Source organism: Paeniglutamicibacter sp. ZC-3, from assembly GCF_025847175.2.
Lineage (GTDB): Bacteria > Actinomycetota > Actinomycetes > Actinomycetales > Micrococcaceae > Paeniglutamicibacter > Paeniglutamicibacter sulfureus.
Genome location: NZ_JAOYTG010000019.1, coordinates 63971 through 90121 on the forward strand (window position 1 = coordinate 63971; position 26151 = coordinate 90121).

26 protein-coding genes and 1 tRNA gene are annotated in these 26151 nt (G+C 65.6%); 18 read left to right on the plus strand and 9 right to left on the minus strand.

Features of this window, described 5'->3' with window-relative positions; all coding sequences use genetic code 11:
* Positions 1 to 35 precede the first annotated feature (35 nt).
* From OIU93_RS16735 to OIU93_RS16765, 7 genes are all read left to right on the plus strand, one after another.
* Positions 36 to 2282 (plus strand): carbon starvation CstA family protein, encoded by a 2247-nt coding sequence (locus tag OIU93_RS16735; RefSeq protein ID WP_264271196.1) that lies wholly within the window; start codon positions 36 to 38, stop codon positions 2280 to 2282.
* Positions 2283 to 2284: 2 nt separating this feature from the next.
* A complete protein-coding gene (locus OIU93_RS16740; RefSeq protein ID WP_372342953.1) occupies positions 2285 to 2533 on the plus strand; it encodes a YbdD/YjiX family protein in 249 nt (82 codons plus the stop codon).
* A 191-nt stretch (positions 2534 to 2724) separates the two neighbouring features.
* Entirely contained in the window at positions 2725 to 3438 is a 714-nt protein-coding gene (locus tag OIU93_RS16745; RefSeq protein ID WP_264271197.1) for a bacterial proteasome activator family protein, read from the plus strand.
* Between the two features lie 91 nt (positions 3439 to 3529).
* A complete protein-coding gene (locus OIU93_RS16750; RefSeq protein WP_264271198.1) occupies positions 3530 to 3982 on the plus strand; it encodes a hypothetical protein in 453 nt (150 codons plus the stop codon).
* 92 nt (positions 3983 to 4074) lie between these two features.
* Positions 4075 to 4920: an aldo/keto reductase gene (locus OIU93_RS16755; protein WP_264271199.1), complete on the plus strand. Its 846-nt coding sequence runs from the start codon at positions 4075 to 4077 to the stop codon at positions 4918 to 4920.
* Positions 4921 to 5182: 262 nt separating this feature from the next.
* Positions 5183 to 5605, plus strand: coding sequence for an Hsp20/alpha crystallin family protein (locus OIU93_RS16760; RefSeq protein ID WP_264271200.1), 423 nt, complete (start codon positions 5183 to 5185; stop codon positions 5603 to 5605).
* 226 nt (positions 5606 to 5831) lie between these two features.
* Positions 5832 to 6179, plus strand: a complete 348-nt coding sequence (locus OIU93_RS16765; RefSeq protein ID WP_264271201.1) for a J domain-containing protein — start codon at positions 5832 to 5834, stop codon at positions 6177 to 6179.
* A gap of 463 nt (positions 6180 to 6642) precedes the next feature.
* Here OIU93_RS16765 and OIU93_RS16770 read toward each other — a convergent pair.
* The 4 genes from OIU93_RS16770 to tmk form a co-directional block, all read right to left on the minus strand.
* Positions 6643 to 6715 (minus strand) — tRNA-Thr (locus OIU93_RS16770).
* Positions 6716 to 6796: 81 nt separating this feature from the next.
* Positions 6797 to 8323, minus strand: coding sequence for an alpha/beta hydrolase (locus OIU93_RS16775; RefSeq protein ID WP_264271202.1), 1527 nt, complete (start codon positions 8321 to 8323; stop codon positions 6797 to 6799).
* 65 nt (positions 8324 to 8388) lie between these two features.
* Entirely contained in the window at positions 8389 to 9537 is a 1149-nt protein-coding gene (locus tag OIU93_RS16780) for a DNA polymerase III subunit delta' (RefSeq protein WP_264271203.1), read from the minus strand.
* Between the two features lie 2 nt (positions 9538 to 9539).
* On the minus strand, positions 9540 to 10253 hold the full coding sequence (gene tmk, locus OIU93_RS16785; protein WP_264271204.1) for a dTMP kinase: 714 nt from the start codon (positions 10251 to 10253) through the stop codon (positions 9540 to 9542).
* A 65-nt stretch (positions 10254 to 10318) separates the two neighbouring features.
* On the opposite strand from tmk, the gene OIU93_RS16790 reads away from it, so the two are divergent.
* Both OIU93_RS16790 and OIU93_RS16795 read left to right on the plus strand, forming a co-directional pair.
* Positions 10319 to 11464 carry a PLP-dependent aspartate aminotransferase family protein gene (locus OIU93_RS16790; RefSeq protein WP_264271205.1) on the plus strand — a complete coding sequence of 382 codons (1146 nt, stop codon included), beginning with the start codon at positions 10319 to 10321 and terminating at the stop codon, positions 11462 to 11464.
* Positions 11465 to 11473: 9 nt separating this feature from the next.
* Positions 11474 to 11776: a DUF2516 family protein gene (locus tag OIU93_RS16795; protein WP_264271206.1), complete on the plus strand. Its 303-nt coding sequence runs from the start codon at positions 11474 to 11476 to the stop codon at positions 11774 to 11776.
* A gap of 37 nt (positions 11777 to 11813) precedes the next feature.
* Here OIU93_RS16795 and OIU93_RS16800 read toward each other — a convergent pair whose 3' ends face one another.
* From OIU93_RS16800 to OIU93_RS16810, 3 genes are all read right to left on the minus strand, one after another.
* Positions 11814 to 13469, minus strand: coding sequence for a DUF5671 domain-containing protein (locus OIU93_RS16800; protein WP_264271207.1), 1656 nt, complete (start codon positions 13467 to 13469; stop codon positions 11814 to 11816).
* A complete protein-coding gene (locus tag OIU93_RS16805; protein WP_264271208.1) occupies positions 13466 to 13933 on the minus strand; it encodes a hypothetical protein in 468 nt (155 codons plus the stop codon). Before OIU93_RS16805 ends, OIU93_RS16800 begins: the two co-directional genes overlap by 4 nt.
* A gap of 67 nt (positions 13934 to 14000) precedes the next feature.
* The gene (locus OIU93_RS16810; protein ID WP_264271209.1) at positions 14001 to 14858 is read right to left on the minus strand and encodes a class I SAM-dependent methyltransferase; all 858 of its coding nucleotides are present in this window, start codon (positions 14856 to 14858) and stop codon (positions 14001 to 14003) included.
* Positions 14859 to 14944: 86 nt separating this feature from the next.
* On the opposite strand from OIU93_RS16810, the gene OIU93_RS16815 reads away from it, so the two are divergent.
* Positions 14945 to 15688: a phosphoglyceromutase gene (locus tag OIU93_RS16815; protein WP_264271210.1), complete on the plus strand. Its 744-nt coding sequence runs from the start codon at positions 14945 to 14947 to the stop codon at positions 15686 to 15688.
* A gap of 304 nt (positions 15689 to 15992) precedes the next feature.
* Positions 15993 to 16295: a DUF4193 domain-containing protein gene (locus OIU93_RS16820; protein WP_071214863.1), complete on the plus strand. Its 303-nt coding sequence runs from the start codon at positions 15993 to 15995 to the stop codon at positions 16293 to 16295.
* A 248-nt stretch (positions 16296 to 16543) separates the two neighbouring features.
* On the opposite strand, the gene phoU is transcribed toward OIU93_RS16820, so the two are convergent.
* A complete protein-coding gene (gene phoU / locus OIU93_RS16825) occupies positions 16544 to 17203 on the minus strand; it encodes a phosphate signaling complex protein PhoU (protein WP_264271211.1) in 660 nt (219 codons plus the stop codon).
* 181 nt (positions 17204 to 17384) lie between these two features.
* On the opposite strand from phoU, the gene OIU93_RS16830 reads away from it, so the two are divergent.
* Positions 17385 to 18602: a cell wall metabolism sensor histidine kinase WalK gene (locus OIU93_RS16830; protein ID WP_264271212.1), complete on the plus strand. Its 1218-nt coding sequence runs from the start codon at positions 17385 to 17387 to the stop codon at positions 18600 to 18602.
* Positions 18599 to 19279 carry a response regulator transcription factor gene (locus OIU93_RS16835; protein WP_264271213.1) on the plus strand — a complete coding sequence of 227 codons (681 nt, stop codon included), beginning with the start codon at positions 18599 to 18601 and terminating at the stop codon, positions 19277 to 19279. Before OIU93_RS16830 ends, OIU93_RS16835 begins: the two co-directional genes overlap by 4 nt.
* A gap of 242 nt (positions 19280 to 19521) precedes the next feature.
* On the opposite strand, the gene OIU93_RS16840 is transcribed toward OIU93_RS16835, so the two are convergent.
* Positions 19522 to 20052, minus strand: coding sequence for a hypothetical protein (locus OIU93_RS16840; RefSeq protein WP_264271214.1), 531 nt, complete (start codon positions 20050 to 20052; stop codon positions 19522 to 19524).
* A gap of 309 nt (positions 20053 to 20361) precedes the next feature.
* Here OIU93_RS16840 and OIU93_RS16845 point away from each other — a divergent pair, with 309 nt between their 5' ends.
* From OIU93_RS16845 to OIU93_RS16865, 5 genes are all read left to right on the plus strand, one after another.
* Positions 20362 to 20844 carry a CarD family transcriptional regulator gene (locus OIU93_RS16845; RefSeq protein WP_105551679.1) on the plus strand — a complete coding sequence of 161 codons (483 nt, stop codon included), beginning with the start codon at positions 20362 to 20364 and terminating at the stop codon, positions 20842 to 20844.
* A gap of 137 nt (positions 20845 to 20981) precedes the next feature.
* Positions 20982 to 22250 (plus strand): 2-C-methyl-D-erythritol 4-phosphate cytidylyltransferase, encoded by a 1269-nt coding sequence (ispD, locus tag OIU93_RS16850; RefSeq protein ID WP_264271215.1) that lies wholly within the window; start codon positions 20982 to 20984, stop codon positions 22248 to 22250.
* Positions 22251 to 22304: 54 nt separating this feature from the next.
* Positions 22305 to 23774 (plus strand): cysteine--tRNA ligase, encoded by a 1470-nt coding sequence (cysS, locus tag OIU93_RS16855; protein ID WP_264271216.1) that lies wholly within the window; start codon positions 22305 to 22307, stop codon positions 23772 to 23774.
* 105 nt (positions 23775 to 23879) lie between these two features.
* The gene (gene rlmB, locus OIU93_RS16860; RefSeq protein WP_264271218.1) at positions 23880 to 24881 is read left to right on the plus strand and encodes a 23S rRNA (guanosine(2251)-2'-O)-methyltransferase RlmB; all 1002 of its coding nucleotides are present in this window, start codon (positions 23880 to 23882) and stop codon (positions 24879 to 24881) included.
* A gap of 246 nt (positions 24882 to 25127) precedes the next feature.
* On the plus strand, positions 25128 to 25883 hold the full coding sequence (locus OIU93_RS16865; RefSeq protein WP_264271219.1) for a hypothetical protein: 756 nt from the start codon (positions 25128 to 25130) through the stop codon (positions 25881 to 25883).
* The last annotated feature ends 268 nt before the right edge of the window (positions 25884 to 26151 follow it).

The following is a 26151-nucleotide window of genomic DNA, read 5'->3' on the forward strand; positions in this document are numbered from 1 at the left end:
CATCGTCCGATCCATCCGTCACGTGAGAGGAAAACATGAGCACGTCCCAACCTTCAGCTCCAGGGCTTCCCCCGGCAGGTGTCGACCCGCAAGTTGCGGAGGCCGAGGAGCGTAAATGGACGCCGGCCAAGATTGCCCTGTGGGTGGCGATTTCGCTGCTCGGTGGCGTCGCCTGGGCCATCCTGGCGTTCTCCCGCGGGGAGACCATCAACGCCATCTGGTTCGTCTTCGCGGCGGTGTGCACCTATCTGGTGGCCTACCGCTTCTACTCCAAGTACATTGAGCGCAAGATCGCCAAGCCCAATGACTTCCGGGCGACCCCTGCCGAGTACAAAAACAACGGCAAGGACTTCATGCCGACCGACCGCCGTGTGCTCTTCGGGCACCACTTTGCGGCGATCGCCGGAGCCGGGCCGTTGGTCGGCCCGATCCTTGCGGCGCAGATGGGCTACCTTCCGGGCACCATCTGGATCATCATCGGCGTGGTTCTGGCCGGCGCGGTCCAGGACTACCTGGTCATGTTCTTCTCCATGCGCCGCGGGGGACGTTCGCTGGGGCAGATGGCCCGCGAGGAGCTCGGCGTCATCGGCGGCACAGCCGCACTGATTGCAACCTTGGCCATCATGGTCATCATCGTCGCCATCCTGGCCCTGGTGGTTGTCAACGCGCTGGGTGAATCGGCCTGGGGCGTCTATTCGGTCGGCCTGACCATCCCGATCGCCCTGTTCATGGGCGTGTACCTGCGCTTCATCCGCCCGGGCAAGGTCATGGAAATTTCGCTGATCGGCTTTGCGCTGCTGATGTTTGCGATCATTTCCGGTCGCTGGGTTGCCGAATCCGCGTGGGGTGCCGAGCTCTTCCACCTGGACCGCACCACGCTGGCTTGGTTCATCATCGTGTACGGCTTCATTGCCGCGGTGCTTCCGGTGTGGCTGCTGCTGGCCCCGCGCGACTACCTCTCCACGTTCATGAAGATCGGTGTCATCGGCTTGCTGGCAGTTGCCATCATCGTGGTCCGCCCGGAGATCACTGTTCCGGCGATCTCCGAGTTCGCGGGCTCCGACAAGGGCCCGGTGGTTGCCGGGCATCTCTTCCCGTTCCTCTTCGTCACCATTGCCTGTGGTGCCCTCTCCGGGTTCCACGCGCTGATCTCCTCGGGAACCACCCCGAAGATGGTTGAAAAGGAACGCCAGACCCGCTTCCTGGGCTATGGCGGCATGCTCATGGAATCCTTCGTGGCCATCATGGCCCTTGTCGCGGCGATCTCCATCGACCGCGGCATCTACTTCGCGATGAACTCCTCGGCTGCGGCCACCGGCGGCACCGTTGAGGGCGCCGTGGCGTTCGTGAACTCGCTGGGCCTGACCGGCGTGAACCTGACCCCGAGCATGCTCACCGACCTGGCGGCGGGCGTGGGCGAGGAATCCGTGGTCTCGCGCACCGGCGGCGCCCCGACCCTGGCCGTGGGCATCGCACACATCATGAACCAGTGGTTCGGCGGGCCGGCGATGATGGCCTTCTGGTACCACTTCGCCATCATGTTCGAGGCCTTGTTCATCCTCACCGCCGTTGATGCCGGAACCCGCGTGGCCCGCTTCATGCTGCAGGACACCATCGGCAACTTCATTCCGAAGTTCAAGGACACCTCCTGGCGTCCCGGTGCCTGGGCGTGTACGGCGATCATGGTCGCCGGCTGGGGATACATCTTGATCCTCGGGGTCACCGACCCACTGGGCGGCATCAACACCTTCTTCCCGCTCTTCGGCATCTCCAACCAGCTGCTGGCGGCCATCGCCCTGGCCGTGGTCATGACCATCGTGGCCAAGCGTGGGAACTTCAAGTACCTGTGGATCGTGGTGCTGCCGCTGGCATTCGCCACCGTCGTCACGGTGTACGCGTCGTTCCTGAAGATCTTCTCCCCGGTCCCGGCCGTAGGCTACTTCGCCCAGCACAATGCTTTCAAGGGCGCACTCGAACGCGGGGAAACCACATTCGGCACCGCCAAGAACGTCGAGGCCATGGAGGCAGTGGTGCGCAACACCGGCGTCCAGGGCTGGCTTTCGGTGATCTTCCTGGTGCTTTCGGTGATCGTGATCGTCACGGCCATCATCGCCACCATCCGCGCCTACCCCAACGGCGGGGGAACCGACACCGAGGATCCGGAGATCCCTTCAAGGATCTACGCCCCGAGCGGACTGGTTTCCTCCCCGGCGGAGAAGGAGCTGGAGCAGGCCTGGAAGCAGGTTCCTCCGGAGCAACAGATGGCACGCGGGGGTCACTGACCATGGCTGGCACAGGCGGAACCCCACCGGTTGGCGGCACCTCGGTGCTGGCGCGCGGACTGTCCGCAACGGGCAACATCGCCCGGGGGATCGTGCGCTACCTCGAGGGGGTGCTGGGGGCGGACAAATACCGGGTGTACCTCGAGCACCAGGCCCGCACGCACCCGGGCGTCGCTCCCATGGGCGAACGGGAATTCTGGCGCGACTTCTCCGACTGGCAGGAGAAGAACCCGCAGGGTCGGTGCTGCTGACCAGCTTTCCGCGCATCAGTGCGTCAGCGCCGCGGGGCCGGAGGACACGTTGTCCGCCGGCCCCGCGTCCGTTGGCCCGCCTGTGTGTGGTGCCGACAGGGATCGCCCTTGCGGGCCGTGCCTGCGGCCAGCTTCGAACCAACAAGGAAATCTCCCTGCCGGACCGGGGATTCACATGGCAAGATGGAGCCATGAGCGAGCACAGTGAACAGATCCCCGATCCCAACGCTGCGTCCAACACCCTGACGCCCGATGAGGTGAACGGCCCATTCCAGGCTGCGGCCGAGGCCGGCACCCGCCCCGGAACCATGCCAATGGGTCCTGCAGCGCCCGGTCCCGGCAACGCCCCGGGCGCCAAGGAAGGCCACGCGCCGGGCAGGGACAGTGCGCACGTGATGAGCATCGGGGAACCGGCCAAGCTCATGCGCATTGGCGGGATGATCAAGCAGCTGCTCGAAGAGGTCCGCTCGGCGCCACTGGACGAGGAAGCCCGCGCCCGCATGGCCGACATCCACGAACGATCCGTCCACGAGCTGGAGACCGGGCTGTCCCCGGAACTCGCCCAGGAACTCCATCGCATCCGGCTGCCCTTCGCCGACGGCGAGACACCCTCGGAGGCCGAGCTTCGCGTGGCCCAGGCCCAGCTGGTGGGCTGGCTCGAAGGCGTCTTCCACGGACTGCAGGCGGCCATGGCCGCCCAGCAGATGGCCAACCAACAACTCGCCCAGCGCATGGCCATGCGCCAGCTTCCCCCGGGCACGCAAGTGGCCCCAGGAATCATCATCAACGAGCAGGGCGAGCCCGAACGCATGACCCAAGGAGATCCGGGCGCGGCACCGGGACCGCAGGGTCCTGCGCCGGGCACGGGAACCGATGGCGACGGCGGGTTTGGGCAATACCTCTAGAATTGAAAGTGGCAACACGGGTAACGACTTGTTCCTCGGGCAACCAGAACCACCGGGGGACATCATGGCGACAACAAAGGCAAACACGTAGATGGGGCTGTTCTCCTCGGTACGCGGCGCACGCCGCGACAACAAGGAACTCGGCGACGGGGTCTGGCGCCGGGCCTATGACAGGTTCGGGCGCTCCCTGGATCGGGTGCACCAGGTCCTGGAGGGCATCGAGGACGACGACCTCCACAATGCCCTGATCCTGATCGCCAACCACCTGGCCGAGCTCCAGGGTCGGGTGCGCTTGGTGTGCGTCGCCGCCCAGGCCAAGGCCCCGAGCACCGGCGAAGCCGTCCCGCACGAGCTCTACGCCGTGCACCGCCTGCTTTCCAAGGCCGCGAACGACCTGGCGACCACCGCGCAAGTGGCGGCCATGGCACGTCTCGACGGGGAGCGCTGGGGCTATGCGTCGGCGGGCCTGGAGAACGTTGCCATGCGCGCGGATCTGGTGGCCGACGGCATCAGTGCGGCAGAGGCCGAAATGGCCAAGCACTAGCGTTCCCGGCTGCGGGGATTTCGGTTTCGCCCAGCGCTGATCAATGCCGGGTCCGGCAATTCCGGTCAATGCACGGTGGCAGGATGGGAAACATGACGAACCTTGTATCCCCTGAGCTCACATTCCACGACGGCAACACCATTCCCCAGCTTGGCTACGGGGTGTGGAAGGTCGAGGACGACGTCGCGACGGACGTGGTCGTCCAAGCTTTCGCCGCCGGATACCGCCACATCGACACGGCCCGCATCTACGGCAACGAGGAGGGCGTCGGCCGCGCCATTGCCGCAACCGACGTGCCCCGTGAGGACATGTTCATCACCACCAAGGTCTGGAACGCCGACCAGGGTTACGACTCGACCCTGGCCGCCTTCGACGCATCCATGGAACGCCTGGGCCTGGAGTATCTTGACCTTTACCTGATCCACTGGCTGCAGCCCAAGCAGGGAAAGTACGTGGACACCTGGCGTGCGCTCATTGACTTGCAGAAGTCGGGTCGCGTGAAGTCCATCGGCGTCTGCAACTTCACCATCGAGGCGCTCGCCGAGCTGGAGGAAGCCACCGGAGTGCTGCCGGTCATCAACCAGGTCGAAACCCACCCGTACTTCCCGCAGACCGAACTGCGCGAGTTCGAGGCTTCCAAGGGCATCCTGCACCAGTCGTGGTCGCCCCTGGGCCAGGGCAGCGAACTGCTTAACGACCCGGCACTGGTGGCCATCGCAGAGAAGCACAACGCGTCCGTCGCCCAGGTCGTCATTGCCTGGCACCTGGCCCTGGGCAATGTGGTCATCCCGAAGTCGGTGACCCCCTCGCGGATCGTGGAGAACCACTCGGGGCTGGGCGTGGAGCTGGACGCCGATGACCTCGCCGCGATCAACGCCCTGGACAAGGGCGCCGAGGGCCGCATCGCAGCCGATCCGGCCGTCAGCGACTTCGCCTAGTCGACAAAAAGGCTCCCGGCAACGGAACAGCGTCAAGACAAGTGTGTGTGGGGACCCGTCAGCGGGTCCCCACACACGTTTAAGACGGGGGCTGCTCCCCGGCCGTCCGAGCTGCGGCGCCCTGCGGGTTCGGGGCAAAAAGCGCCAACTTCCCCAAAAAATTTCTTGTTGCGCGGGCGATGGAGTGATGCTAAAAAATTAATACCCGCAGCCACACGGGGCAGCGGGATCGGCAAACGACAAAGCTGTGAAGGAGAGAACAATGTTGATGCGCCCAGATCCGTTCCGTGAACTCGACAAGCTCGCCCAACAGGTTTGGGGGACGACGGTCAGGCCGACGGCCATGAGCATGGATGCCTGGCGTGAAGGTGACAAGTTCCGGATCGAGTTTGACCTTCCGGGGGTAAACCCCGATTCGATCGACTTGGATGTCGAAAACAACGTCGTGACAGTCAAGGCCGAACGAGGTGCGCTGGGAGACGAGGTCGAAATCCTTGCCGCCGAACGCCCGCGGGGAGTGTTCAGCCGCCAGCTGGTCCTGGGGGAGAACCTCGATACGGAGAACATCGACGCCAGCTACGACGCGGGTGTGCTGACCCTGGAGATTCAGGTCGCCGAACAGGCGAAGCCACGCAAGATCGCCATTACCAGCAAGGAGTCCGACCGCCAGTCCATCGACGCCTGAGGTCCCGGAGATGGTTCACCCGACGGGGACGGCCCGCCCCCGACATCAGTAACTGCGGGTGCTGGCCAAACGGCACACCGCGGCGCCCTCCGGCGCACCGTAGGGTCGGGGTTGGCGCCGTCCCCGTGGAAGATGGTCCCGATTCCCGGCGGGGGACGGGACCATCTTCGGCATCCCAGTTGCCGCCCGCGCCCGACCCCGGCGCGAAGATTTGAAAGGCATTGCCGTGGAGTCCCTCAACCCCTATGCGGTGCTTCGCCTGGATCCGCGGGCCAGCGCCGCCGAGATCGCCCGTGCCTACCGGGCCCAGATGCGCCTGCACCATCCCGACACCAGGCCCGGGCCTGAGGGACCGGAGCAGGAAGCGCTGGAGCGTTCCCGGCTGCAGTCGGTGATGGACGCCTATGCGGTCCTGGGCAACGCCGCCGCCCGGTCGGCGTACGATCGCGAACACCTATCCGCCCGCCGGGGCGCAAGGCCGGCGAGGGCCAGGCGGGTATCCCGCTCGACCAGGCCCGACGTGGTGGCTGGACCACTGGTCTGGACCCCGCCCCCGAATAGGAAGATGCCGTGAATTCCTGGCATCGTTACGATGCGCCGCTGCTGCGCGTGTTCCTCGAGCGTTTTGGGACGCGGTGGGGCCAGGCGACGCCGTTCGTGGGCCAGATGGTTGGCCGTGCTCGGAGGAAGACCTATTCGGTCCAACAGTGGAAATCATGCAAGAAAGGTCCTAAGCCTAGGTTTAGGACTTTTCTTGCATGATTGACTGGTCGGCCCCTCGGCAAACCAAGTTCTGGTAGTGCTTGCTCAAGGCCGTCCGCGGTCATGGGAACGACACCGGCGATCGAGAGTTCAATGCCTGCACACACGATATTCAACGTGTGGGCGGGGGGCCTCAGGTTGAGCCCAGAAGGCCTGCTGGGTGGCTCTTTCCGGCGCATCGCTGGTTGTGCAGTCTGCTGCGGCGAAGGCTGAAGCTTGGCAGTTTTGAGGTGACCAGGAAATGAAAAAGCCCCGGTTTTCCGGGGCTGGATCAGAGCCTCCTGCCAGAATCGAACTGGCGACCTTTTCATTACGAGTGAAACGCTCTACCAACTGAGCTAAGGAGGCACCGTGGCGCGTGAGCACCACAAGTGAACACTTTATAGGAATCTGTCCTCAGCGGTCAAAACGACGCGGTGGGATGGTCCGTCAGCACGTCAATCCGTCGGCCGGAACCGTCCCGTCCAGGAAATAGGACTCCACGGCGTTGGCGATGCAGTCGTTGGAACGGCCATAGGCGGTGTGGCCGTGGCCCTCGTAGGTCACCAGCGAGGCGGAAGAAAGCTGCTCGGCCAGCGCCTGGCTCCACGCGTAGGGCGTGGCCGGATCCCCGGTGGTGCCGATGACCACGATTGGAGCGGCGCCCTCCGCAGTCAAAGGGGCGGGATTGCCGGTGGCGGGGTGTTTCCAGTCCTGGCAGCCCACTGCGCCGTAGGCCAGGTACTTGCCGATCGTCGGGGCCGCCTGGGCCAGCTCCTGGGCCTCGGCGCGCATCGTCGGGATGTCCGCGTCCATGGGATAGTCGAGGCAGTTGATGGCGCTGAAGGCGGCGGTGCCGTTGCCGGTGTAGCTCCCGTCGGACTCGCGCCCGGCGGTGAGGTCGGCGAAGTACTGGATGTCATCGACGTTCCCGGCCATCACGTTGCGCAGTGCCTCGGTGAGCATGGGCCATGTGGAATTGTCGTAAAGCGGGACGATGAACCCGTTGACGAAGTCGATGATCGGGACGCTGCGTCCGTCGCTGCCGACCAGGGGTTCGGCCTCCACCTCGGCGAAGAGTTCGCGCAGCTGGTCCAAGGCATCCTCGAGCTCGCCGCTGAAGGGACAATCGCCCGAATCCAGGCAATCCTGCATGTACGCACGGATCTCGTTTTCGAACCCGAGGGCCTGGCCCATGGTGATCTCGTTGTTGCCGAGCGTGGGGTCAAGCGCCCCGTCAAGAACCATGCGACCCACGTTCTGCGGGAAGAGCTGGGCATAGTTGGCGCCCAGCGAGGTGCCGTAGGAATAGCCCAGGTAGTTCAGGGTCTTGTCCCCGAGCGCCGAACGAATCACGTCCATGTCGCGGGCTGCCGAAATGGTGTCGACAAAGCCCAGTGCCTCCCCGGTGCGCTCGGCACACAGCGCGGCATACTCGGCGCTGTCGCGGCGCATCTCCTCGATTCCCGCGTCGGAGCCGGGATCGAACTGCTCCGCCCGGCCGGCGTCTTGTTCGGCCGGCTGCTCGCATGTGACCGGAGTGGAGGAACCGACTCCGCGCGGGTCAAAGCCAACCACGTCAAAGCCGCGCTGCAGATCCTGGCCGAACATGTTCGGGACCGCCTCGCGGACGGTCTCCAGACCGGAGGCACCCGGGCCGCCGGGGTTCACCAACAGCGAGCCGGCGGCGTTCTTGCCGCCCGGGCGCTTGTTCAGGGCCAGGGTCATGGTCTTTCCGGACGGGTCGTCGTAATCCATGGGTACGGTCAGCTCGGTGCACAGCAGCACGCCGCCGCAGGAAGCCCAGTCCAGTTCCTGGGTATAGAACTTTTCCAGGCCTGCCGGAATCGCTGCCGACTCTGCCGGCACCGAATTGATGGCAGGGGCCGGGGCGGTTGCCGTGGAACAGGCGCCCAACAACAGGGCCGCGGAGCCGAGTGCGGCAATCACTGACAGGTGGCGGCGGGGTGCTCTCATGCGGGCTTCAGGCTCCTTGGGGCGCGAGTGCGCGGAATGGGGGGAAAATTACTGGGGAATAAAGGCTATTTTGTCGGACGCAGGCTGACCATCATGGCTTCGATGGCCAATAGCGGGGCGACGTTGGCGCCAATACGCGCCCTCGCTTCGGCGATGGCATCGATCTTTGCCACCGTGGTCTCGGGCCGCGAGGCGTTGGCGTAGGCATGCAGGGGATCGGAAAGGTAGTCGTTGACCAGCTCGGTGGAGGCATTCAACTGCACCAGCAGCACGTCGCGGAAGAACGTGGTCATGTCGATCAGCGAGCGGTCCAGCGCGTCGTGGGTGGCACGCCGGGCGCGGCGCTTGGCGTTCTCCTCCAGGGCCTTGAACGCGCTGCGCTGCTGGGGCGGCACCGGGGCGTCGGCTTCCAGTCCCAGCGCGGTGCGCAGGGAGGCGGCCTCGGCCTCGGCGCGTTCCGTTGCGGACGCGGTGGCCTCCGCGGTGGACAGCTCCACCAGTTCGGCAGCTGCCATCACCGCGTCGGAGACGGTGCGGATGCGCAGCGGCAGGCGCACCGTGGTGTCGCGGCGGCGGCGTGCCTCCGGGTCGCGGGCCAGGCGCCGGGCGATGCCGATGTGCGACTGGGAAACCCGGGCGGCGAAGTCGGCCTGTTCCTCGGAGAGTCCGTCTCGGCGCACCAGCAACTCGGCCACAGCGGCGCGGGTCGGAACGGCCAGGGACACCGAGCGGCAGCGTGAACGGATGGTCACCAGCACGTCGGCCGGTGAGGGAGCGCAGAGGATCCAGACGGTGTGCGGGGGAGGTTCCTCGATGGACTTGAGCAGCACATTGGTGGTGCGCTCGGTCATCCGGTCCGCGTCCTCCACGATGATCACGCGCCAGGGCGCGGTGGAGGGCCGGTCCTGCGCCTTGGTGATCAGCGTCCGGACGTCCTCGATCTGGTAGTTGACCTTTTCGGTGGCGATCAGCGCGACATCCGGGTGCGTGCCGGCAAGCACCGTGACGCAGGCCTTGCAGCTTCCGCAGCCGCGCAGCGCCGCATCGGGGTGCTGGCATTGCAGGGCGGCGGCAAAGGCGCGCGCCGCGTTGGAGCGACCGGAGCCCGGCGGGCCGGTGAACAGCCATGCATGCGCGGGGTTGCCTTCGGCGACCGCGCGGCGCAGCGCGGCAATGGCCTTCTCCTGTCCCGGCAGGTCGTCCCAGACATCCATGCTCAGGCTCCCGGACCGTTGAGCCGTGCGGCAACGGCCTCCGTGATGGCGGCGGCCAGCGACTGGACCCCGGTGGCGGCATCCAGGACCAGATAGCGGTTTGGCTCCCGGGCGGCGAAGTGCACGAAGGCGTCGCGGATGCGGGAGTGGAACTCGTCGGGTTCGGATTCGAGGCGGTCCTCGGCCAGCGGCTTGCCGTCGGCGCCGACGGTGCGGCGGGAACGGCCGTCGGCCGGGGTGACATCGAGCAGCACCGTCAGGTCCGGCTGGAGCCCGCCGGTGGCGAAGTCGTTGATGGAACGCACGGCGTCCTCACCGAGCTCCCGGCCGATGCCCTGGTAAGCCAGGGAAGAATCGACGTAGCGGTCGCAGACAACCATGGTGCCGGCGGCCAGTGCGGGGCGGATGACCTGTTCGACGTGGGCGGCGCGGGCCGCCGCATACATCAGGGCCTCGGTGCGTGCATCGACGGTGCCCTGCCCGTGGTCAAGGACCAGGGAGCGCAGCTTCTCGCCGATCGGGGTGCCGCCGGGCTCGCGGGTGTGCAGCACGGTGTGTCCGTTTTGGCGCAGGTCCTGGACCAGCAGGGCGGCCTGCGTGGACTTTCCAGCCCCGTCACCGCCCTCGAAGACGATGAAGCGGCCTGCGTTGACGGGGTTTGGCTGCGCGTTGCTCACGCCTTCTAGCCTATCCGCACCGGGGCCCTGTCGGCTCATCCGGTGTGCGCACCTGTACGTCATCGGCTGGGGCGCGGGCCTGGCCAGGGAGTAACCTAAAAATCATGACCCGCCCAGAATCCGCGCCGTGGGCCCCGGACACCGTTGTGGTGTCCGCCGGACGCCCGCCGCATGCAGTTGACCAGCCCGTGAATTCGCCCATCGTGCTTTCCTCCACCTTCCACTCGCTGGGGGAGCCGGGCGCCGGGGAGAAGGTCTACGGACGCTTCACCAACCCCACCTGGGACCCGCTGGAAGAAACCATCGCCCAGCTCGAGGACTGCGAACTCCCCGCCCTGGCGTACGCCTCCGGCATGGCGGCGGTGGCCGCGGCCCTCTCCCTGCTGCCTGCCGGCGGCACCATCGTCATCCCGTCCCACGCCTACAACGGTTCGCTCTCGCTGGTGGCCGAGCTGGAAAAGACGCTGGGACTCACGGTGCGCCGCGTCGACCTGGCCGACACCGACGCCGCGATCGCCGCCCTGGCCGGTGCGGACATGGCCTGGCTGGAGTCACCCACCAACCCGATGCTCGAGGTTGCCGACCTGCCGGTGCTGCTGGCAGCCGCCCGCGAGGCCGGGGTGCTCACGGTGGTGGACAACACCTTCTCCACCCCGCTGCGCCAGCGGCCGCTGCAGCAGGGCGCCGACGTGGTGGTGCACTCTGCCACCAAATACATGGGTGGCCACTCCGACGTGGTCCTGGGCGCCGTGGTGACCCGGAATCCCGAATTGCGTTCCCGACTGCACGGCATGCGGACCCTGCACGGGGCGATCGCCGGCCCGTTCGAGGCCTGGCTGACGCTGCGCGGCATCCGGACCATGGCCCTGCGCCTGGACAGGGCAGAAGCCAGCGCCATGGAACTGGCCAAGCGGCTGGCCGGGCACCCGGCGATTTCCCGGGTGCGCTATCCCGGCCTGCCCGAAGACCCCGGTCACCAGCGCGCGGCTGAACAGCTGGAAGGCTTCGGGGCCATCGTGGCCATCGAGGTCGCAGGCGGCGCGGAAGCCGCCGATGCGATGCTCGCGAAACTGTTGCTGTGGACCCCGGCAACCTCGCTCGGTGGCGTGGAGTCCCTGGCCGAGCGGCGCCGTCGCCACCCGGGTGAACCCGGCACGGTGCCGGACAACCTGGTGCGGCTGAGCGTCGGCATTGAAAATGTCGAGGACTTGCACGCCGACCTGACCGCGGCGCTGGGCCAACGCGGCTAAGCTGGATCCATGAATCTTGCGCACTTGTTCGAGCACTATCTTCTGCTCGCGCTCGGTATCCTGGCCGCCGTGATTGCCCTGGTGGCGCTTTTTGACGCGGTGCGGCACCCCGCGGCCAACTTCCAGCGCGAAAACAAGCGCAGCAAGCCGTTTTGGATGGGCATGACAGCGGCCGCGACCCTGGTCTGCGTATTGTCGGTGCTCGGCGGTGGCGGCGGCGGCATCTTCCAGCTCGTTGGCGCCTGCATCGCTTGCGTATACCTGGCGGACGTCAAGCCCGCGGTGTCCGGCAAGGGCGGCTACTCCTACTAGGTGCGCATCCGGCGCGCTCCGTGTGCCGCTTGGGTGGCTAGTCCCGTCCCCGGATATCGGCCGCCAGTTCGATGATCTCCAGGCGGTCGGCCGGGCCGGCCACCAGCAGGATGCGCTCTGCCGCCACGGGCCCCAGGACCCTGAACAACCGGTCTGGGGAGAGCGTTGATTCGGCGCCATCGTGGCGGCGCAGCACCGTGACGTTGGCGCCGGTGTGTGCGTGGATCGCCGCGGCGAGCTCCCGGGCATCCTCGCCGGCCACCAGCATGACCTCCCGGATGCCGCGCCCGGGCTCCGGCGCGGCCTCGTCCCCGGCACCCGCAGAGCGGGCGTGCCGCCAGAGCACGAAGTGGTAACCCGCCACCAGCCCGGTGGCCACCAGCAGGCCCAGAGGTGCGCGGACGCGTTCGAGCAGGCCGGCACCGCCGGAATCCCCGAGCATGAACTCGAAGAGCCGGAACCCGATCACCAGCAGCGTCACCAGGGCCACCACGGCGCTGATTCCGAAGACCAACACCAGGTAGATCCGCCGACCGCGCGGGTCGGCCGGCCGGGTCGGATGCCAGGTGAACCACCAGAGCGGCCCACCAATGGCCAGCGAGCTCAGGCCCGCCAGCAGCAGCTCGGTCGGGTCGGTGCCGCCCAGCTGCGTGGTTGCCGTGGACAGGGCCGCATTGACGACGACGCCGATGCCCGATGCCGCCGCAGCCAGCGCGATCCCGGAGACTGCCAGCCCGGCAGCTGCGGGAACAGGTTCGGGCCGGTTCCCTGCGGTCCTGGCGTGGTAAAGCCAGGACAGCGTGCCCAGCAACGCAGCGGCCAGGGCCTCGGGTGCCGGTTCCAGCAGCACCGGCAGCGGATCGCTGCGGTCAAGGCCCATGCGCAGCAGCACGAACAACAGCACGCCGGCTCCGCCCAGGGCCAGGATCGCGGACCCGCCGACGCCGACGGCCACCAGTCCCACCCCCGCCAGCTTGGTGTGCAGCTCACGGGTTCCCTCGCGGATCCAGTGCCACCACCAGACCAGGATCCCGCCCGCTGCCCACACCAGCAGCGCCAGGGCGGCGCGCCACCAGGGAGCACCGATGACCGCCAGCTCCCCGTGCGTTCCCAGCGCCTGTTCGAAGAGCACGGCAAGCGCGCCCGTGCCGGCGCCCAGGCCGATGACCAGTCCAATGACGGTGCCGAGCACATGCGGGACCTTCGCCAAGGCCAACGGCCCCCGGGTCCGGTGGTGCAGCATCCACCGATGCCAGACCCACACCGCGGCCCATGACAGGCCGGTGGCCAAGGAAGACTTCCAGGAACCGGTGTCCCCGCCCGCCAGCGCTGCCAGGGCGCCGACGCCGAATCCGGTGGCGGTGAGCAGGGAAGTTGCGTACATGGCAGAGACATAGATGCCCCACGCCGTGGCGCGGCGTTCGGCATGATCGGCCAGCAGTCGCCACGACGCCCAGAACACCACTGCGCCCAGCGGGCCGCCCACCAGCGCCAGTGCCATGGCAAGGGCCAGCGAGGATGAATCGTTGAACGCGATCGCATCGCCGGCGCTGAACAGCATGCCCAGCAGCCCGCTGACGCCGGAGGCGGCCAGGGACACCAGTGCGAACAGGAGCAGGTAGAGGATGACGCGGCGCAGCGTGCCCAGCGCGGGGGCGGCGGGGCGAATCACGGTGGTGTTGCCGGTGCTCATGGCGCGATGCCCTTCTCAGGGCAGACAACCAAAGGCCACGGGGCGTCGGAGATCAGCCACTTGCCTTCGACGAGTCTCAGGTCAAAGGATTCCTCGCTGGCGTATTCGGCGCTTCCGAACGGTCCGCCGACATTGGTGTGTGAAATGGACACCACCACGTCGGCAGTGGTGTCGCGCTCGGTGGTGGACACCAGCGCGACCCGGACGTTCCGCTCGGGGGCAACGGCGTCGAACTCCTCGCAACTGAAGTCCTGCCCGGGGTCCAGATAGGCCGCCGCGGCGGCCTCGTCGCCGCCGATGACGGCGGTGACATAGCCCTGCACGACCCCGGCAGGGGTGGCGGCATCAAGTGGCTTCGGTGCCCCGCGGGTGAGCACGACGAGCAACGACAAGAGCACAAGTGCTGCAATCACGCACAGCAGCAGGACCAGTGGCTTCCCGGTCCGTGAAACACCTTTGACCATGGATCCAGTATGGGGCCGCAAGGGGCCGATTGCACCCATCCTTGGTGCGGGCAAAATCCGTGGCTGGCTAGTTGAGTTCCGCAAGGGCCAGGGCTCCGGTGCGCGGGGCAACGGCCGCCCATTTCACCGTCAGCTCGCCCAGGCGCCAGCGGGCGGCCGAGTCGCAGATTGGCCAACCGGATTCACGCAGGGCGCGGCACATGGCCACGAAGCGTTGCTTGTTGCCGAAGGATGCCAGCGGTGCGGCGGAAAGCCACGCGGCATCTGCCGCGGCGAGGAAGTCGTGGATGCGTTCGCCGTCGACGTTGCGGTGGATCAGCGCCTTGGGCAGGCGCTCGGCCACGTCGGAAGGGCGGGCGAAGGCACCGAAGCGCAGGGAGATGCTGAGCGTCTGCGGGCCGTCCTTGGTGACGGCGACCCACGAGCTGCGCCGGCCGATCTCGTCGCAGGTGCCCTCGATGAGAACGCCGTTCTCTGTCAGCCGCCCGGCCATGGTATTCCAGATGCCGGGGACGTCGGCCTCGTCGTATTGCCGCAGCACGTTGAAGGCGCGGATCACGGTGGCCTGGGCTGCAATGGGGATCTCGAAGCCGCCCAGGAGGAAATCAAGGCCCTCAAGGTGCAGCGCGGTGCCGCGGGCGACCCGTTCGGGTTCGATCTCGATGCCGATGACGCGCGCCAAGGGGGAGATGGAGCGGATGCGGTCGAAGAACTCGACGGCGGTTCCCGGCGATGCCCCGTAGCCCAGGTCCACTGCAATGGGCGGTGCCCCGGTGGTTCCGGGGCGCAGGCGCCAGGCCTGGGGGCCGGTCATCCAGCGGTCGACGCGGCGCATGCGATTGGGATTTGTGGTCCCGCGGGTCGTATTGCCCAGCGGGCGACCGGTCAGCGACCGTCCGCCGAGCCGAGTCGCTTTCTGAACCATTGGCTTAAGCGTAAAGTGCCCGGCACCGCGACCCGCGCGTGTCACGGAATAAAGTAAGGCACTTCACGCGCCCTAGAATGGGTTTCATGACTTACACCCTGATCCTGCTGCGCCACGGGCAAAGCGAGTGGAACGAAAAGAACCTGTTCACCGGCTGGTACGACGTCACGCTGACCGAACAGGGCCGTGCCGAAGCCGTTCGCGGCGGGCAGCTGCTCACCGAGGCCAAGCTGGCCCCTGCTGTCCTGCACACCTCGCTGCTCAAGCGCGCCATCATCACCGCAAACCTGGCCCTGGAGTCCGCGGACCTGTCGTGGATCCCGGTCAAGCGCAGCTGGCGCCTGAACGAACGTCACTACGGCGCGCTGCAGGGCAAGGACAAGGCAGCGACCCTGGCCGAATACGGCGAGGAGCAGTTCATGGAATGGCGCCGCAGTTACGACACCCCGCCGCCGGCGCTGTCCGACGACTCGGAGTTCAGCCAGATCAACGATCCGCGCTACGCCAACCTGGGCGACGACGCACCGCGCACCGAATGCCTCAAGGACGTCCTGGATCGCATGCTCCCGTACTGGGAAGACGAGATCAAGCCGGACCTTGCCGCGCACAAGACCGTCCTGGTCACCGCGCACGGCAACTCGCTGCGCGCCCTGGTCAAGCACCTCGACCACATCAGCGACGAGGACATCGCCGGCTTGAACATCCCTACCGGCATCCCGCTGGTGTACGAACTCAACGAGGACTTCACCCCGGTCACCCGCGGTGGACAGTACCTTGACGCGGATGCCGCTGCCGACGCCATCAAGGCCGTCGCCAACCAGGGCCGCTAGGGTCCACCGCTTCCCTCCCTGCAAGTGGATTTACGGGGCTGCGTCCCATGCCGGCCGGCATGGAACGCAGCCCCGTTTTGCCGTGTGTCGACAGGTGTTCGCTGCGGAATCCGGCGCGGGCAGACCCCTGGCCCCACTGTGTCCCGGGCCATGGAAATACGGTCTCGGAGACCGTTGGGAATGTTCGACTGGTCACAAAATCTGCGCGGGGGGCGAAAAATGGGAAATTGGCACTTGCGCACACGGGTTCATGCTGTACTGTGTCGTCTCGACGTACCCCTGAATCACGTAAGGATTGCATTTCGTGGCAACTGATTATGATGAGGTCCGGCCAGACGTAGCCGAGGCCCGTAAGGCCTCCCTTGAAGCGGTCAAGTCCGCAAACGCTCCCGACGCACGTAGCGTGTCCCGAGACCTGGATGAGGAAGACACCTCGGATGGTGTCGAGCTGGCGGGTGCCGACCTGTCGAACGAGGAACTGACGGTCACCGTCGTTCCGCAGAAGGAAGACGAGTTCCTCTGTGGCTCCTGCTTCCTGATCCGCCATCGCACGCTCCTGGCGCGCGAGGCCAACGGCGTGGCATACTGCCGCGACTGCGAAGGCTAGGGCCAAGCAACACTCCCAGCGCCTAGAACGACTGCCGCTGCATCAATTTTCCCAGGCTGTGCGCCCACTCCCCGAAGACGTCGTGTCTTCCACGGAAAGACGCCCGGCTCCACGGGAAGGCATGTGGCGGTTTGGCGTTTAATGCCACCTGGCCAAAACGCAAAAAACGATGGCCCCGCCGTTTCCGGCGGGGCCATCGCGCGTGGTGGCATCGGCGGAAAGCCGCGGTGCCGCCGGAGGCATGTTGCCTAGAAGACGCTGATGTCCGGATCCCATTCGCCGGTGACCAGGTAGGAGACCTTGCGGGCCACCGATACCCCGTGGTCGCCAAAGCGCTCGAGATAGCGGCTGGTCAGCGTGACGTCGGCTGTCGTCGGCCCGGAGTGGGTCCAATCCGGAGCTGCCACGACCTTGAAGATCGAGGAGTGCAGTTCATCGATCTTGGAATTCAGCTCGATGATTTCCCGGGCAATGGCCAGGTCGCGGGTGTCCAGCAATTCGCCGACCTTGATGGCGATGGCGATGTCGAGCTCCGCCATTTCCTTGAAGGTGGGGGCGATGGATTCCGGGACCACCTGCTGCGGGAAGCGCAGACGTGCCAGCTGGGCCACGTGTCGGGCCAAATCGCCCATGCGCTCCAGCGAGGCGCTCATGCGCAACGATCCAACGATCATGCGCAGGTCCGAGGCCACCGGACCCTGGAGAGCCAACACGTCGATGGCGCGTTCGTCGAGCTGGTTCTGCAGGAAATCAATCTTGGCGTCCTCGGCGATGACTTCCTGGGCCAAATCGATGTCCGCATTCGTAAACGACTCATAGGCACGTTCCATGGCCGTGGCCACAAGACGGGACATCTCGATGAGTTCTTCTCCGATTTGCTGCAGATCGGCCTGGAAAACCTTACGCACGCGGGCGTCCTTTCACTACGATTTGTCACCGCGTCCGGCACGGACGACGGAACTGTTCATGTCCATTGTTACAGCACCAGGTGAATCGGCCGGGGAAACGAGGTGAACGTTTCGTGAATGAGTCGCGTCATTGGCTGGTTTGGAGCCGGTGGACGGTTGAACCCCGGTTAGGCTAGGAGGTGTGAATGATGTCTTGCTTTCCCTTGTTGCGGGCCTCGTCGGGTTGGCCCTTGGCATTGTGGGCATCATGGCGTACCGCGGTTCGATGCGCTCCCGCGGCGGCCTGCCGGTGGTCGGCGAGCCGACGCTGCCCGAGGGCTCCGCCGAAGTGCTGTCGGTGATTGGCCGCGCCTTTGTCATCCTCGACGAGGTCGACGGGGTGGTGCGTGCGAACCCCGCCTCCTATGCCTATGGGCTGGTGCGCGGGCACACGCTCATCCATGATGAATTGCGCACCCTCGCCCGCAAGGTCCGCGCCGACGGGGTGATTGCCGAACGCGAGTTCGAGCTCCCTCGGGGCACCATGGGCGCCGCGAGCATGATCATCCATGTGCGGGTTGCCCCGCTGGGCGAGGAATACATCCTGCTGCTTGCCGATGACCGCACCGAGATCACCCGCACCGCCGCGGTCCGCAACGACTTTGTGGCCAACGTGTCCCACGAACTGAAGACCCCCGTCGGGGCGATCTCGCTGCTGGCCGAGGCCATCGACGGAGCCGCCGACGACGAAACGGCCGTGCGTCGCTTCACCGCCCGCTTGCACAAGGAATCGGCCCGTCTGGCGGCGCTGGTCCAGGACATCATCGAACTGTCCCGGCTGCAGGGCACCGACGTGGTGCTGATGGGTGAGAACATCGACCTCAACGAGGTGCTGGCAGAGGCCGTGGACCGCAACAAGTTGCCGGCGGAGGAAAAACGCATCAAGATCTCGGTGGGAGGCTCGGTGCACCAGCCGGTCTTCGGAGACCGCGACCTGCTAATGACGGCACTGCGCAACCTAATCGACAACGCTATCCGCTACTCGCCCGAGGACACCACCGTGGGCGTGGGACTGCGGGAGCGCGACGGGCTTGTCCAGATTTCCGTCACGGACCAGGGCCCCGGCATCGCCCCGGACGAGCAGGACCGGATCTTTGAACGCTTCTACCGCATTGACGCGGCGCGCTCGCGGCACACCGGCGGAACCGGCCTGGGGCTGAGCATCGTCAAGCACGTGGTGGCCAACCACGGCGGCGAAATCACCCTGTGGTCCCAGCCCGGACAAGGGTCGACCTTCACGGTGCGCCTTCCGATGCTTGAAGAAACCGGCGAACAAGACGAGTCGCTTCCCTCGAGGAACGACCATAAACACAAAACGGCCCATGCGCCTGGCGCGCTGCCGGAAGGAGGACGGGGATGACCCGTATTTTGCTGGTTGAGGACGAGGAATCGCTTTCAGACCCGTTGACGTACCTGCTGGAAAAGGAGGGCTTCGAGGTCCGCGTGGCCGACAACGGGTTGGATGCCGTCACCGAGTTCGAGCGCCACGGCGCCGACCTGGTACTCCTTGACCTGATGCTGCCGGGCCAGCCCGGGACCGAGGTGTTCCGCCAGATCCGCACGGTCTCGCAGGTGCCGGTGATCATGCTGACCGCCAAGGACTCGGAAATCGACAAGGTCGTCGGCCTGGAGCTGGGTGCCGACGACTATGTCACCAAGCCCTACTCCTCCCGGGAACTGGTGGCCCGCATCCGCGCGGTGCTGCGCCGACAGGGCGAGGGCGACGAATTGGTGTCCAACATCGTTGCCGCCGGCCCCGTCCGCATGGATGTGGAACGCCACGTGGTCTCGGTGCGCACCACGGAGGTGCCGATGCCGCTGAAGGAATTCGAGCTGTTGGAGATGCTCCTGCGCAACGCCGGCCGGGTGCTGACCCGCGGGCAGCTGATCGACAGGGTCTGGGGCTCGGACTACGTGGGGGACACCAAGACCCTCGACGTGCACGTGAAGCGCCTGCGCTCGAAGATCGAACCGGAGCCGGCGACCCCGGTCCACTTGGTCACGGTGCGCGGCCTGGGATACAAGTTCGAGGCATAGCGAACGCCTGAAGGCATCAAGGCAACGGGCCCGCGGGGCGTCATTCCTGACGCCCCGCGGGCCCGTTGCCGTTCGTTGTCATGGTGAGGCAGAGGCCGCGGCGCGAAGTCCGTGCGTGATTTCGCGGATCTGTCGGTTCCTATCCAGACGCCGAAGGCGATGGGCCCGGAAGAATTCTTCCGGGCCCATCGCCTTCGCTGTTTATGCTCTCTCGCCGTCGCCGCTGGGGCGCCGAAGCCGCCTTAGTGTGCGGCGGGCTTCTCGGACGGGGTCAAGTGCTCAAGGCTCTTCGGGTCATGTCCGCCCGGAACGTAGTCGCGGTACTCCTCGAGGGTTCCGTCGATCACCGGGATACGGACCTCGTCGGAGCCCGAGCCGATGCTCAGGGTCGCCTGGGCCAGTGCGCCCGGAAGCACTCCGGTGGAAGGCACGGTCTTGGCGTTTTCGGTCTTTTCGAGGGACACGACGGACTTGGCTGGCACATCGATGCTGACCGAACCGGAAGCAAGCGTTACTTCCAGCTTCTGGGCAGCATCGGTGCTGTTGACCAGGGAGCCGAGCAGTCGGGCCTCGTCGGTGGCGCTCTTGGTGACGAGCATCAGGTTGCGGACTTCGACGTCGCCGACGTTAAGAACGATTCCATCGGATGCGGCGTACTGGAAGGTCGTTGCCTGCTCGTTGATGGCACCACAGCTGGTGACACCAAGGGACAAAATGGCAAGGGCTGCTGCGGCAACGACGCGGCGTCCACGGTTCTTCTGTGCGGTCATCACGGCACAAACTCCTCAATCAGGTTCGAGTTCGGGTGAGCTCGTGGGCACACGGGATACACCCGAGGGAGCCACTCTCGCCCCCTAGCCTAATGGGTTTTGTCGAGAATGTATGATTCGGCCACCGGCGTAAGAGTCATCAATGCGCTGATCACAGCCATGAAACGACCCGAAATAACTGCTTTGCATAGCAGGAGATCGGCCGCTTGGGAAGACCCAAAACCCCGCCATTACAAGGGAGTAGGGGAGCCCCCCGAATCAATTTGCCAAACAATCGTGGTAAACTAGGTAGTGGGAAAGGGGTTTATCCACATGGTTTTTGAGGTTGGCGAGACAGTTGTCTACCCGCACCACGGTGCAGCAATGATCGAAGAGATCAAAATGCGCACCATCAAGGGCGAAGAGAAGATGTATCTCAAGCTTAAGGTTGCCCAGGGTGATCTGACCATCGAGGTTCCGGCAGAAAATGTCGATCTCGTTGGTGTGCGCGATGTAGTTGGTCAGGAAGGTCTGGATCACGTCTTCGACGTGCTGCGGGCCGAGTTTACAGAAGAGCCTACCAACTGGTCGCGCCGTTACAAGGCGAATCTGGAAAAGCTCGCTTCCGGCGACGTAATCAAGGTTGCAGAGGTCGTTCGCGATCTGTGGCGCCGCGATAACGACCGCGGACTTTCCGCAGGCGAAAAGCGCATGCTTGCAAAGGCCCGCCAGATCCTGATCAGCGAACTGGCCTTGGCCAAGAAGCTCGATGAGGAAAAAGCCGAGAGCGTGCTCGACGAGGTTTTGGCCTCTTAGCAGCCACGAGTTCTATTTGGTTTGAACCCCGGTGGGGGTCCGAAACACCGCAAGGCGTTTCGGACCCCCACCGGCATTTAAAGGCCGCTGGCAAGTCAGCGCGGAAGGGCCGTTGGAACACCGTTAGGCTGGAAGGCGTGAATGTCCCAACTTCGTTTAGCGAGCAAGAGATCCACCAGACGGCAGTCATCGTGGTGGCCGCCGGCTCGGGGACCCGGCTTGGCTACGGCATCCCCAAGGCCCTGGTCCCGCTGGCCGGCCGGTCGTTGCTCGAGCATGCGCTGGACCAAATCCAGCTGGCCGGCTGCGCCGCCCAAGTCATTGCAGTGCTGCCGGAGGACGAAGTGGAACTTGCTTCCATCGCGGCGAACCATCCGTTGCGACCACACTGCGTGAGCGGCGGAGCAACCCGCAACGACTCGGTGCGTGCCGGACTCGCGGCGCTGGAACCCGGGACCGAACGCGTCCTGATTCACGACGCAGCCCGCGCGCTGACCCCACCCGAGGTCTTCCTCCAAGTCGTGAGCGCACTTCTTGCGGGGGCACGGGCGGTGATTCCGGTGATGCCGGTGGTGGACACCATCAAGCAGGTGGCCAGCGATCCGGGACGCCAGCCGCACGTCACCGGCACCCCGGCACGCGATCTGCTGCGAGCCGTCCAAACCCCGCAGGGTTTCCACGCACCCACCCTGTTGGCGGCACACCAACAAGCCACGGATTGGGACCGGTCCAAGGCCGAGGCCATCACCGACGATGCGATGCTCATGGAAATTTTGGGTGAGCGTGTCGATACCGTCCCCGGTGCAGCGGCGGCCCTGAAGATCACCACCAAGCCGGACCTTGTCCTGGCCGAATCCATGTTGCCGGCACACCCCCCGAAGGAATCCCCTATGCCCCCGCACTCCGGCGGCCAGCAGCCCCCGCTGATCCCGCGCACCGGCATCGGCATCGATGTTCATGCCGTCGCCGATCCTGCCGAGCCCCGGGCCATGTGGCTGGCCGGACTCCATTTCCCCGAGGACCAGGGCCTGTCGGGTCACTCTGACGGCGACGCGGTTGCCCACGCCGCCTGCGACGCGCTGTTCTCGGCCGCCGGCATCGGGGATTTGGGAACACACTTCGGCACCGACCGTCCCGAATATGCCGGGGCCTCGGGCACCAAGTTGCTGGCCGAGGCCGCGCGCCTGGTGCGTGCCGCGGGATTCGAGATCGGCAACGTTGCGGTCCAGTTCGTTGGCCGGCGTCCCAAGTTCGCCGCCCGCCGGACGGAAGCCGACGCCGTGTTGAGCAAGGCGGCCGGTGCCCCGGTCAGCGTCACCGCGACCACCTCCGACGGCCTGGGGTACGAGGGTGCCGGCGCGGGAGTCACCGCCTATGCCACCGCATTGGTGTATTCGGTGCGCTGAAAAACGCCGATCGCGGCGCACCGGGTGTTTGACGACCTCGGATAACCTGTACAGGTGAGCATCCGTTTTTATGACACCCAGCAGGCAACGACCCGGGACTTCGTGCCCCTGACCGAGGGCAAGGTCGGGCTGTACTACTGCGGCGCCACCGTCCAGGGCATGCCGCACGTGGGACACGTACGCAGCGCCATCGCCTTCGACATCCTCACCCGCTGGCTGGAAAACCGCGGCTTCGAGGTCACCGTCGTCCGCAACGTCACGGACATCGACGACAAGATCCTGGAGAAGTCAGCTGCCTCCTTCGCCGAGGACTTTGAGGAAAACGAAGACTATTTTGCCCGCGAGCAGTGGTTCGCACTGGCTTACCGCTTCGAGCAGGAATTCAACGCGGCCTATGACACCCTGGGGGTGCGCCGTCCGACCTACGAACCCCGCGCCACCGGCCACATCCCGGAGATGCACCAGCTCATTGCCCGACTCATCGAGGCAGGCCATGCGTACCCGGCGCTGGATGACTCCGGCGACGTCTACTTCGACGTCCGTTCCTTCCCGGCCTACGGCTCGCTGACCCACCAGAACGTCGATGACATGCAGGGCGCCCCGGATGCAGACCCGCGCGGAAAGCGCGATCCGCGCGACTTCGCCCTCTGGAAGGGGCAGAAGGACACCGATCCGGCCAGCGCTTCCTGGCCCAGCCCATGGGGAACCGGCCGCCCCGGCTGGCACCTGGAATGCTCCGCCATGGTCACCAAGTACCTGGGCACCGCCTTCGACATCCACGGCGGCGGACTGGACCTGCGCTTCCCGCATCACGAAAACGAGATGGCCCAGTCCATGGCCGCGGGCCACGAGTTCGCCAACTTCTGGATGCACAACGGCATGGTCACCTACGAGGGTGAAAAGATGTCCAAGTCCGTCGGCAACACCATTGCCCCGGCAGAAATGCTGGAAATGGCAAGCCCCCGGGCCGTGCGCTACTTTCTGGGCCAGGCGCACTACCGCTCCCAGCTGGACTACCGCCCCGATTCCCTCGCCGAGGCCACGTCCGCGGTCGAGCGCATCGACGGGTTTGTGGCCAACGCGCTGGATCGCATCCACGGCGTGGGCCCCACCGAGGACTTCTCAATCGACATGCACCACTTCGAGGTGACCGAGGCCTTTGCCGACGCCATGAACGATGACCTCAACGTGCCACAGGCACTGGCGTCGCTTCATGAGACGGTGCGCCGCGGCAACATTGCGCTGGCAGCCGGCGACCTCGAGGCGGCCGACGAAGCCATGCAGCAGGTCATGGCCATGACCTACACGCTGGGCCTGGACGACACCATCGAGGCCGGCGGTTCCGCCGATGCCGCGCAGTCCGCCGCACTTTCGGTGCTGGTTGACGCCCAATTGGCCGACCGGGCAGCCGCCCGCGAGGCCAAGGACTGGGCGCGTTCGGATGCCATTCGCGACACCCTGGCCAAGGCCGGAATCGTGGTTGAGGACTCGGCGGACGGCGCCCGTTGGAGCCTGAAAGGGTAAGTTGCCACACAAAGGGCAAGGAATATGCCTTCCTTGTCGCTAAAATGGGCGGGGCGGTGCGTGAAATCGCCGTGCCGTCCGCCCCGATCCTAGGAATACACCATCATGTCTGCTGCACCAAGGCGTTCCGGCGCCAAAAGCAAGAGCAAGAAGGGCCCCTCCGTCGGAACCGGCGGATATGGCCGCAAGGCGCTTGAGGGCAAGGGCCCCACGCCCAAGGCCGAGGACCGCCCGTACCACAAGGCCTTCAAGAACAAGGAGCTTGCCGAGCGCTCCGCGGCAAAGCGCGGAACCTCCAAGGGCGGCCCCGCCTCCCGCGGCCGCAGCACCGGCGGACGCTCGAAGAACAGCGAAGAACTGGTCACCGGACGCAACTCGGTCGTCGAGGCCCTGCGCGCCGGCATTCCTGCCAAGGCGCTGCATGTGGCCATCCGGATCGACATGGATGAGCGCGTGCGTGAATCCCTGAAGATCGCCGCCGAACGCGGCATCCCCGTGATGGAAACCGGCAAGCCGGAACTGGACCGGATGACCGACGAGGCAATCCACCAGGGCCTGGTCCTGCAGATCCCGCCGTACGATTACGCCGATGCGCTGGAAACCGTCAAGGCCACCATCTCCAAGCACCGCAAGGGCTACGTCAAGAACGCCCCGCTGTTCATTGCACTGGACGGCATCACCGACCCGCGCAACCTTGGTGCGATCATCCGTTCGGCTTCGGCATTCAATGCCCACGCCGTAATTGTTCCCGAGCGCCGCTCGGTGGGCATGACGGCCTCGGCCTGGAAGACCAGTGCGGGTGCCGCCGTGCGCGTGCCGGTCACCCGTGCCCCCAACCTGACCTCCACCCTCAAGGGCATGAAGGAAGCCGGCGTATTTGTCATCGGCCTGGACGGCGACGGCGACGTCTCCTTGCCGGATCTCGGCCTGGCCACCGATCCGCTGTGCATCGTGGTGGGCTCCGAGGGCAAGGGCCTGTCCCGCCTGGTGCGCGAGAACTGCGACATGATCGTCTCGATCCCGATCAACTCCTCCATGGAGTCGCTGAATGCATCGATGGCCGTGGGCATCACGCTTTACGAGGTTTCGCGCAAGCGCAGCGCCTAAGGCACCGTGCACCGGGCCCCGCCCGGATGGCACTAGAATTTCATGAAAGTGGTTCGACGTTTCTGGCAAGGATTCGTCGGGCCACTTTCTTCGTTAACGAGCCTTGCCCTACTTCACCGGCCTCTACAGGGGTGGCTATTCCCAAGGCCACCGATTCTCGATAGCGTGAGGTGAATCGGAACCCCAGGTGCCGACAAGCAAGATGGGCACCCCGGAACGATGCAACGAGGGGGATGGAGAAAAGCCATGGGTCAAGCGGAGCTCGACGCCGACGACTATGCGCCGCACCGGCTAGAAGAATCATTGGGAGCGCCCTTGCACGTACGACCCGAGGTCCTCGAAGCGGTTGAACGGGGAGAAGACAAATCCCCGCACGCGGTCCTTGGGCCCCACCTGAACCTGTTGGGGCATGTGTGCGTCCGGACCTTGCAGCGCGATGTCCTGGCCATCAACATCCTGACCGCGACGGCCACGGTACCCATGCTTCGCGAGCACGGAGACCTCTGGGTGGGGTTGATCGAGTCCAAGGACATTGGCAGAGTTCCCGACTACCGGATCCAACGCATTGAGCTCGGGGGAGTCCGCGTGATCGATGATCCATATCGGCATACACCCCGTTTGGGTGAGCTGGAGCTCCATCGCCTGCGGACCGGAGGAACGCAGGTGCAGGAACTCTTGCTCGGTGCACATCCACAGCACTACTCCTCACCCATGGGGGACGTGGAAGGCACTGGTTTCGTAGTCAGGCAGGATGAGGCCGTTGCAGTGCGGGTTTGCGGCGATTTCAACATTTGGAACGGTTCCGCCCATGCCATGCGCCAGCTTGGCCATAGCGGGATCTGGGAAATCTTTATTCCTGGCGTTTCGGTCGGCTCCAAGTACCGATTCGAATACCTAGAGCCCACCGGCACATGGGTCGAGTATGCAGATCCTGTTGGCCACTATTCGACCGAGGATCCCGACACCATATGTGTGGTCCAACCCGAGGGGTTTGAGGCCTAGATCTTAGGTCAGACACGGGGACGGTGAATCCCAGACATTAAGCGGTAATTCCTATGGGCCAGCTCACAAAAGGTATTCTGCCTTGTTTTGGTGATTCCCTGGTGCCGAGGGATGGAAATTTCCCGTCTTTGCGGGGTTCCTGGACCCCTGGTGGTGAGGGTTCCTGCCGTTTGGACATTTGGGCCGGATGCGCGTACAGTTATTTCTCGCACCGAGCACCGCAACGTAGCCCGAAAGGGTGAAGCGCGGAGCCGATTGCAAAGAATTC

Bases quoted from the DNA above. Each gene is read 5' to 3' on its own strand.
- tmk (WP_264271204.1), bottom strand. From the start codon at position 10,253: ATGAGCCGACAGGGCCCCGGTGCGGATAGGCTAGAAGGCGTGAGCAAC.
- OIU93_RS16735 (WP_264271196.1), top strand. From the start codon at position 36: ATGAGCACGTCCCAACCTTCAGCTCCAGGGCTTCCCCCGGCAGGTGTC.
- OIU93_RS16845 (WP_105551679.1), top strand. From the start codon at position 20,362: ATGGTTTTTGAGGTTGGCGAGACAGTTGTCTACCCGCACCACGGTGCA.
- OIU93_RS16790 (WP_264271205.1), top strand. From the start codon at position 10,319: ATGACCCGCCCAGAATCCGCGCCGTGGGCCCCGGACACCGTTGTGGTG.
- rlmB (WP_264271218.1), top strand. From the start codon at position 23,880: ATGTCTGCTGCACCAAGGCGTTCCGGCGCCAAAAGCAAGAGCAAGAAG.
- OIU93_RS16760 (WP_264271200.1), top strand. From the start codon at position 5,183: ATGTTGATGCGCCCAGATCCGTTCCGTGAACTCGACAAGCTCGCCCAA.
- OIU93_RS16800 (WP_264271207.1), bottom strand. From the start codon at position 13,469: ATGAGCACCGGCAACACCACCGTGATTCGCCCCGCCGCCCCCGCGCTG.
- OIU93_RS16815 (WP_264271210.1), top strand. From the start codon at position 14,945: ATGACTTACACCCTGATCCTGCTGCGCCACGGGCAAAGCGAGTGGAAC.
- OIU93_RS16865 (WP_264271219.1), top strand. From the start codon at position 25,128: ATGGGTCAAGCGGAGCTCGACGCCGACGACTATGCGCCGCACCGGCTA.
- OIU93_RS16805 (WP_264271208.1), bottom strand. From the start codon at position 13,933: ATGGTCAAAGGTGTTTCACGGACCGGGAAGCCACTGGTCCTGCTGCTG.
- OIU93_RS16745 (WP_264271197.1), top strand. From the start codon at position 2,725: ATGAGCGAGCACAGTGAACAGATCCCCGATCCCAACGCTGCGTCCAAC.
- OIU93_RS16835 (WP_264271213.1), top strand. From the start codon at position 18,599: ATGACCCGTATTTTGCTGGTTGAGGACGAGGAATCGCTTTCAGACCCG.
- OIU93_RS16775 (WP_264271202.1), bottom strand. From the start codon at position 8,323: ATGAGAGCACCCCGCCGCCACCTGTCAGTGATTGCCGCACTCGGCTCC.
- OIU93_RS16740 (WP_372342953.1), top strand. From the start codon at position 2,285: ATGGCTGGCACAGGCGGAACCCCACCGGTTGGCGGCACCTCGGTGCTG.
- OIU93_RS16755 (WP_264271199.1), top strand. From the start codon at position 4,075: ATGACGAACCTTGTATCCCCTGAGCTCACATTCCACGACGGCAACACC.
- OIU93_RS16810 (WP_264271209.1), bottom strand. From the start codon at position 14,858: ATGGTTCAGAAAGCGACTCGGCTCGGCGGACGGTCGCTGACCGGTCGC.
- OIU93_RS16750 (WP_264271198.1), top strand. From the start codon at position 3,530: ATGGGGCTGTTCTCCTCGGTACGCGGCGCACGCCGCGACAACAAGGAA.
- OIU93_RS16780 (WP_264271203.1), bottom strand. From the start codon at position 9,537: ATGGATGTCTGGGACGACCTGCCGGGACAGGAGAAGGCCATTGCCGCG.
- OIU93_RS16795 (WP_264271206.1), top strand. From the start codon at position 11,474: ATGAATCTTGCGCACTTGTTCGAGCACTATCTTCTGCTCGCGCTCGGT.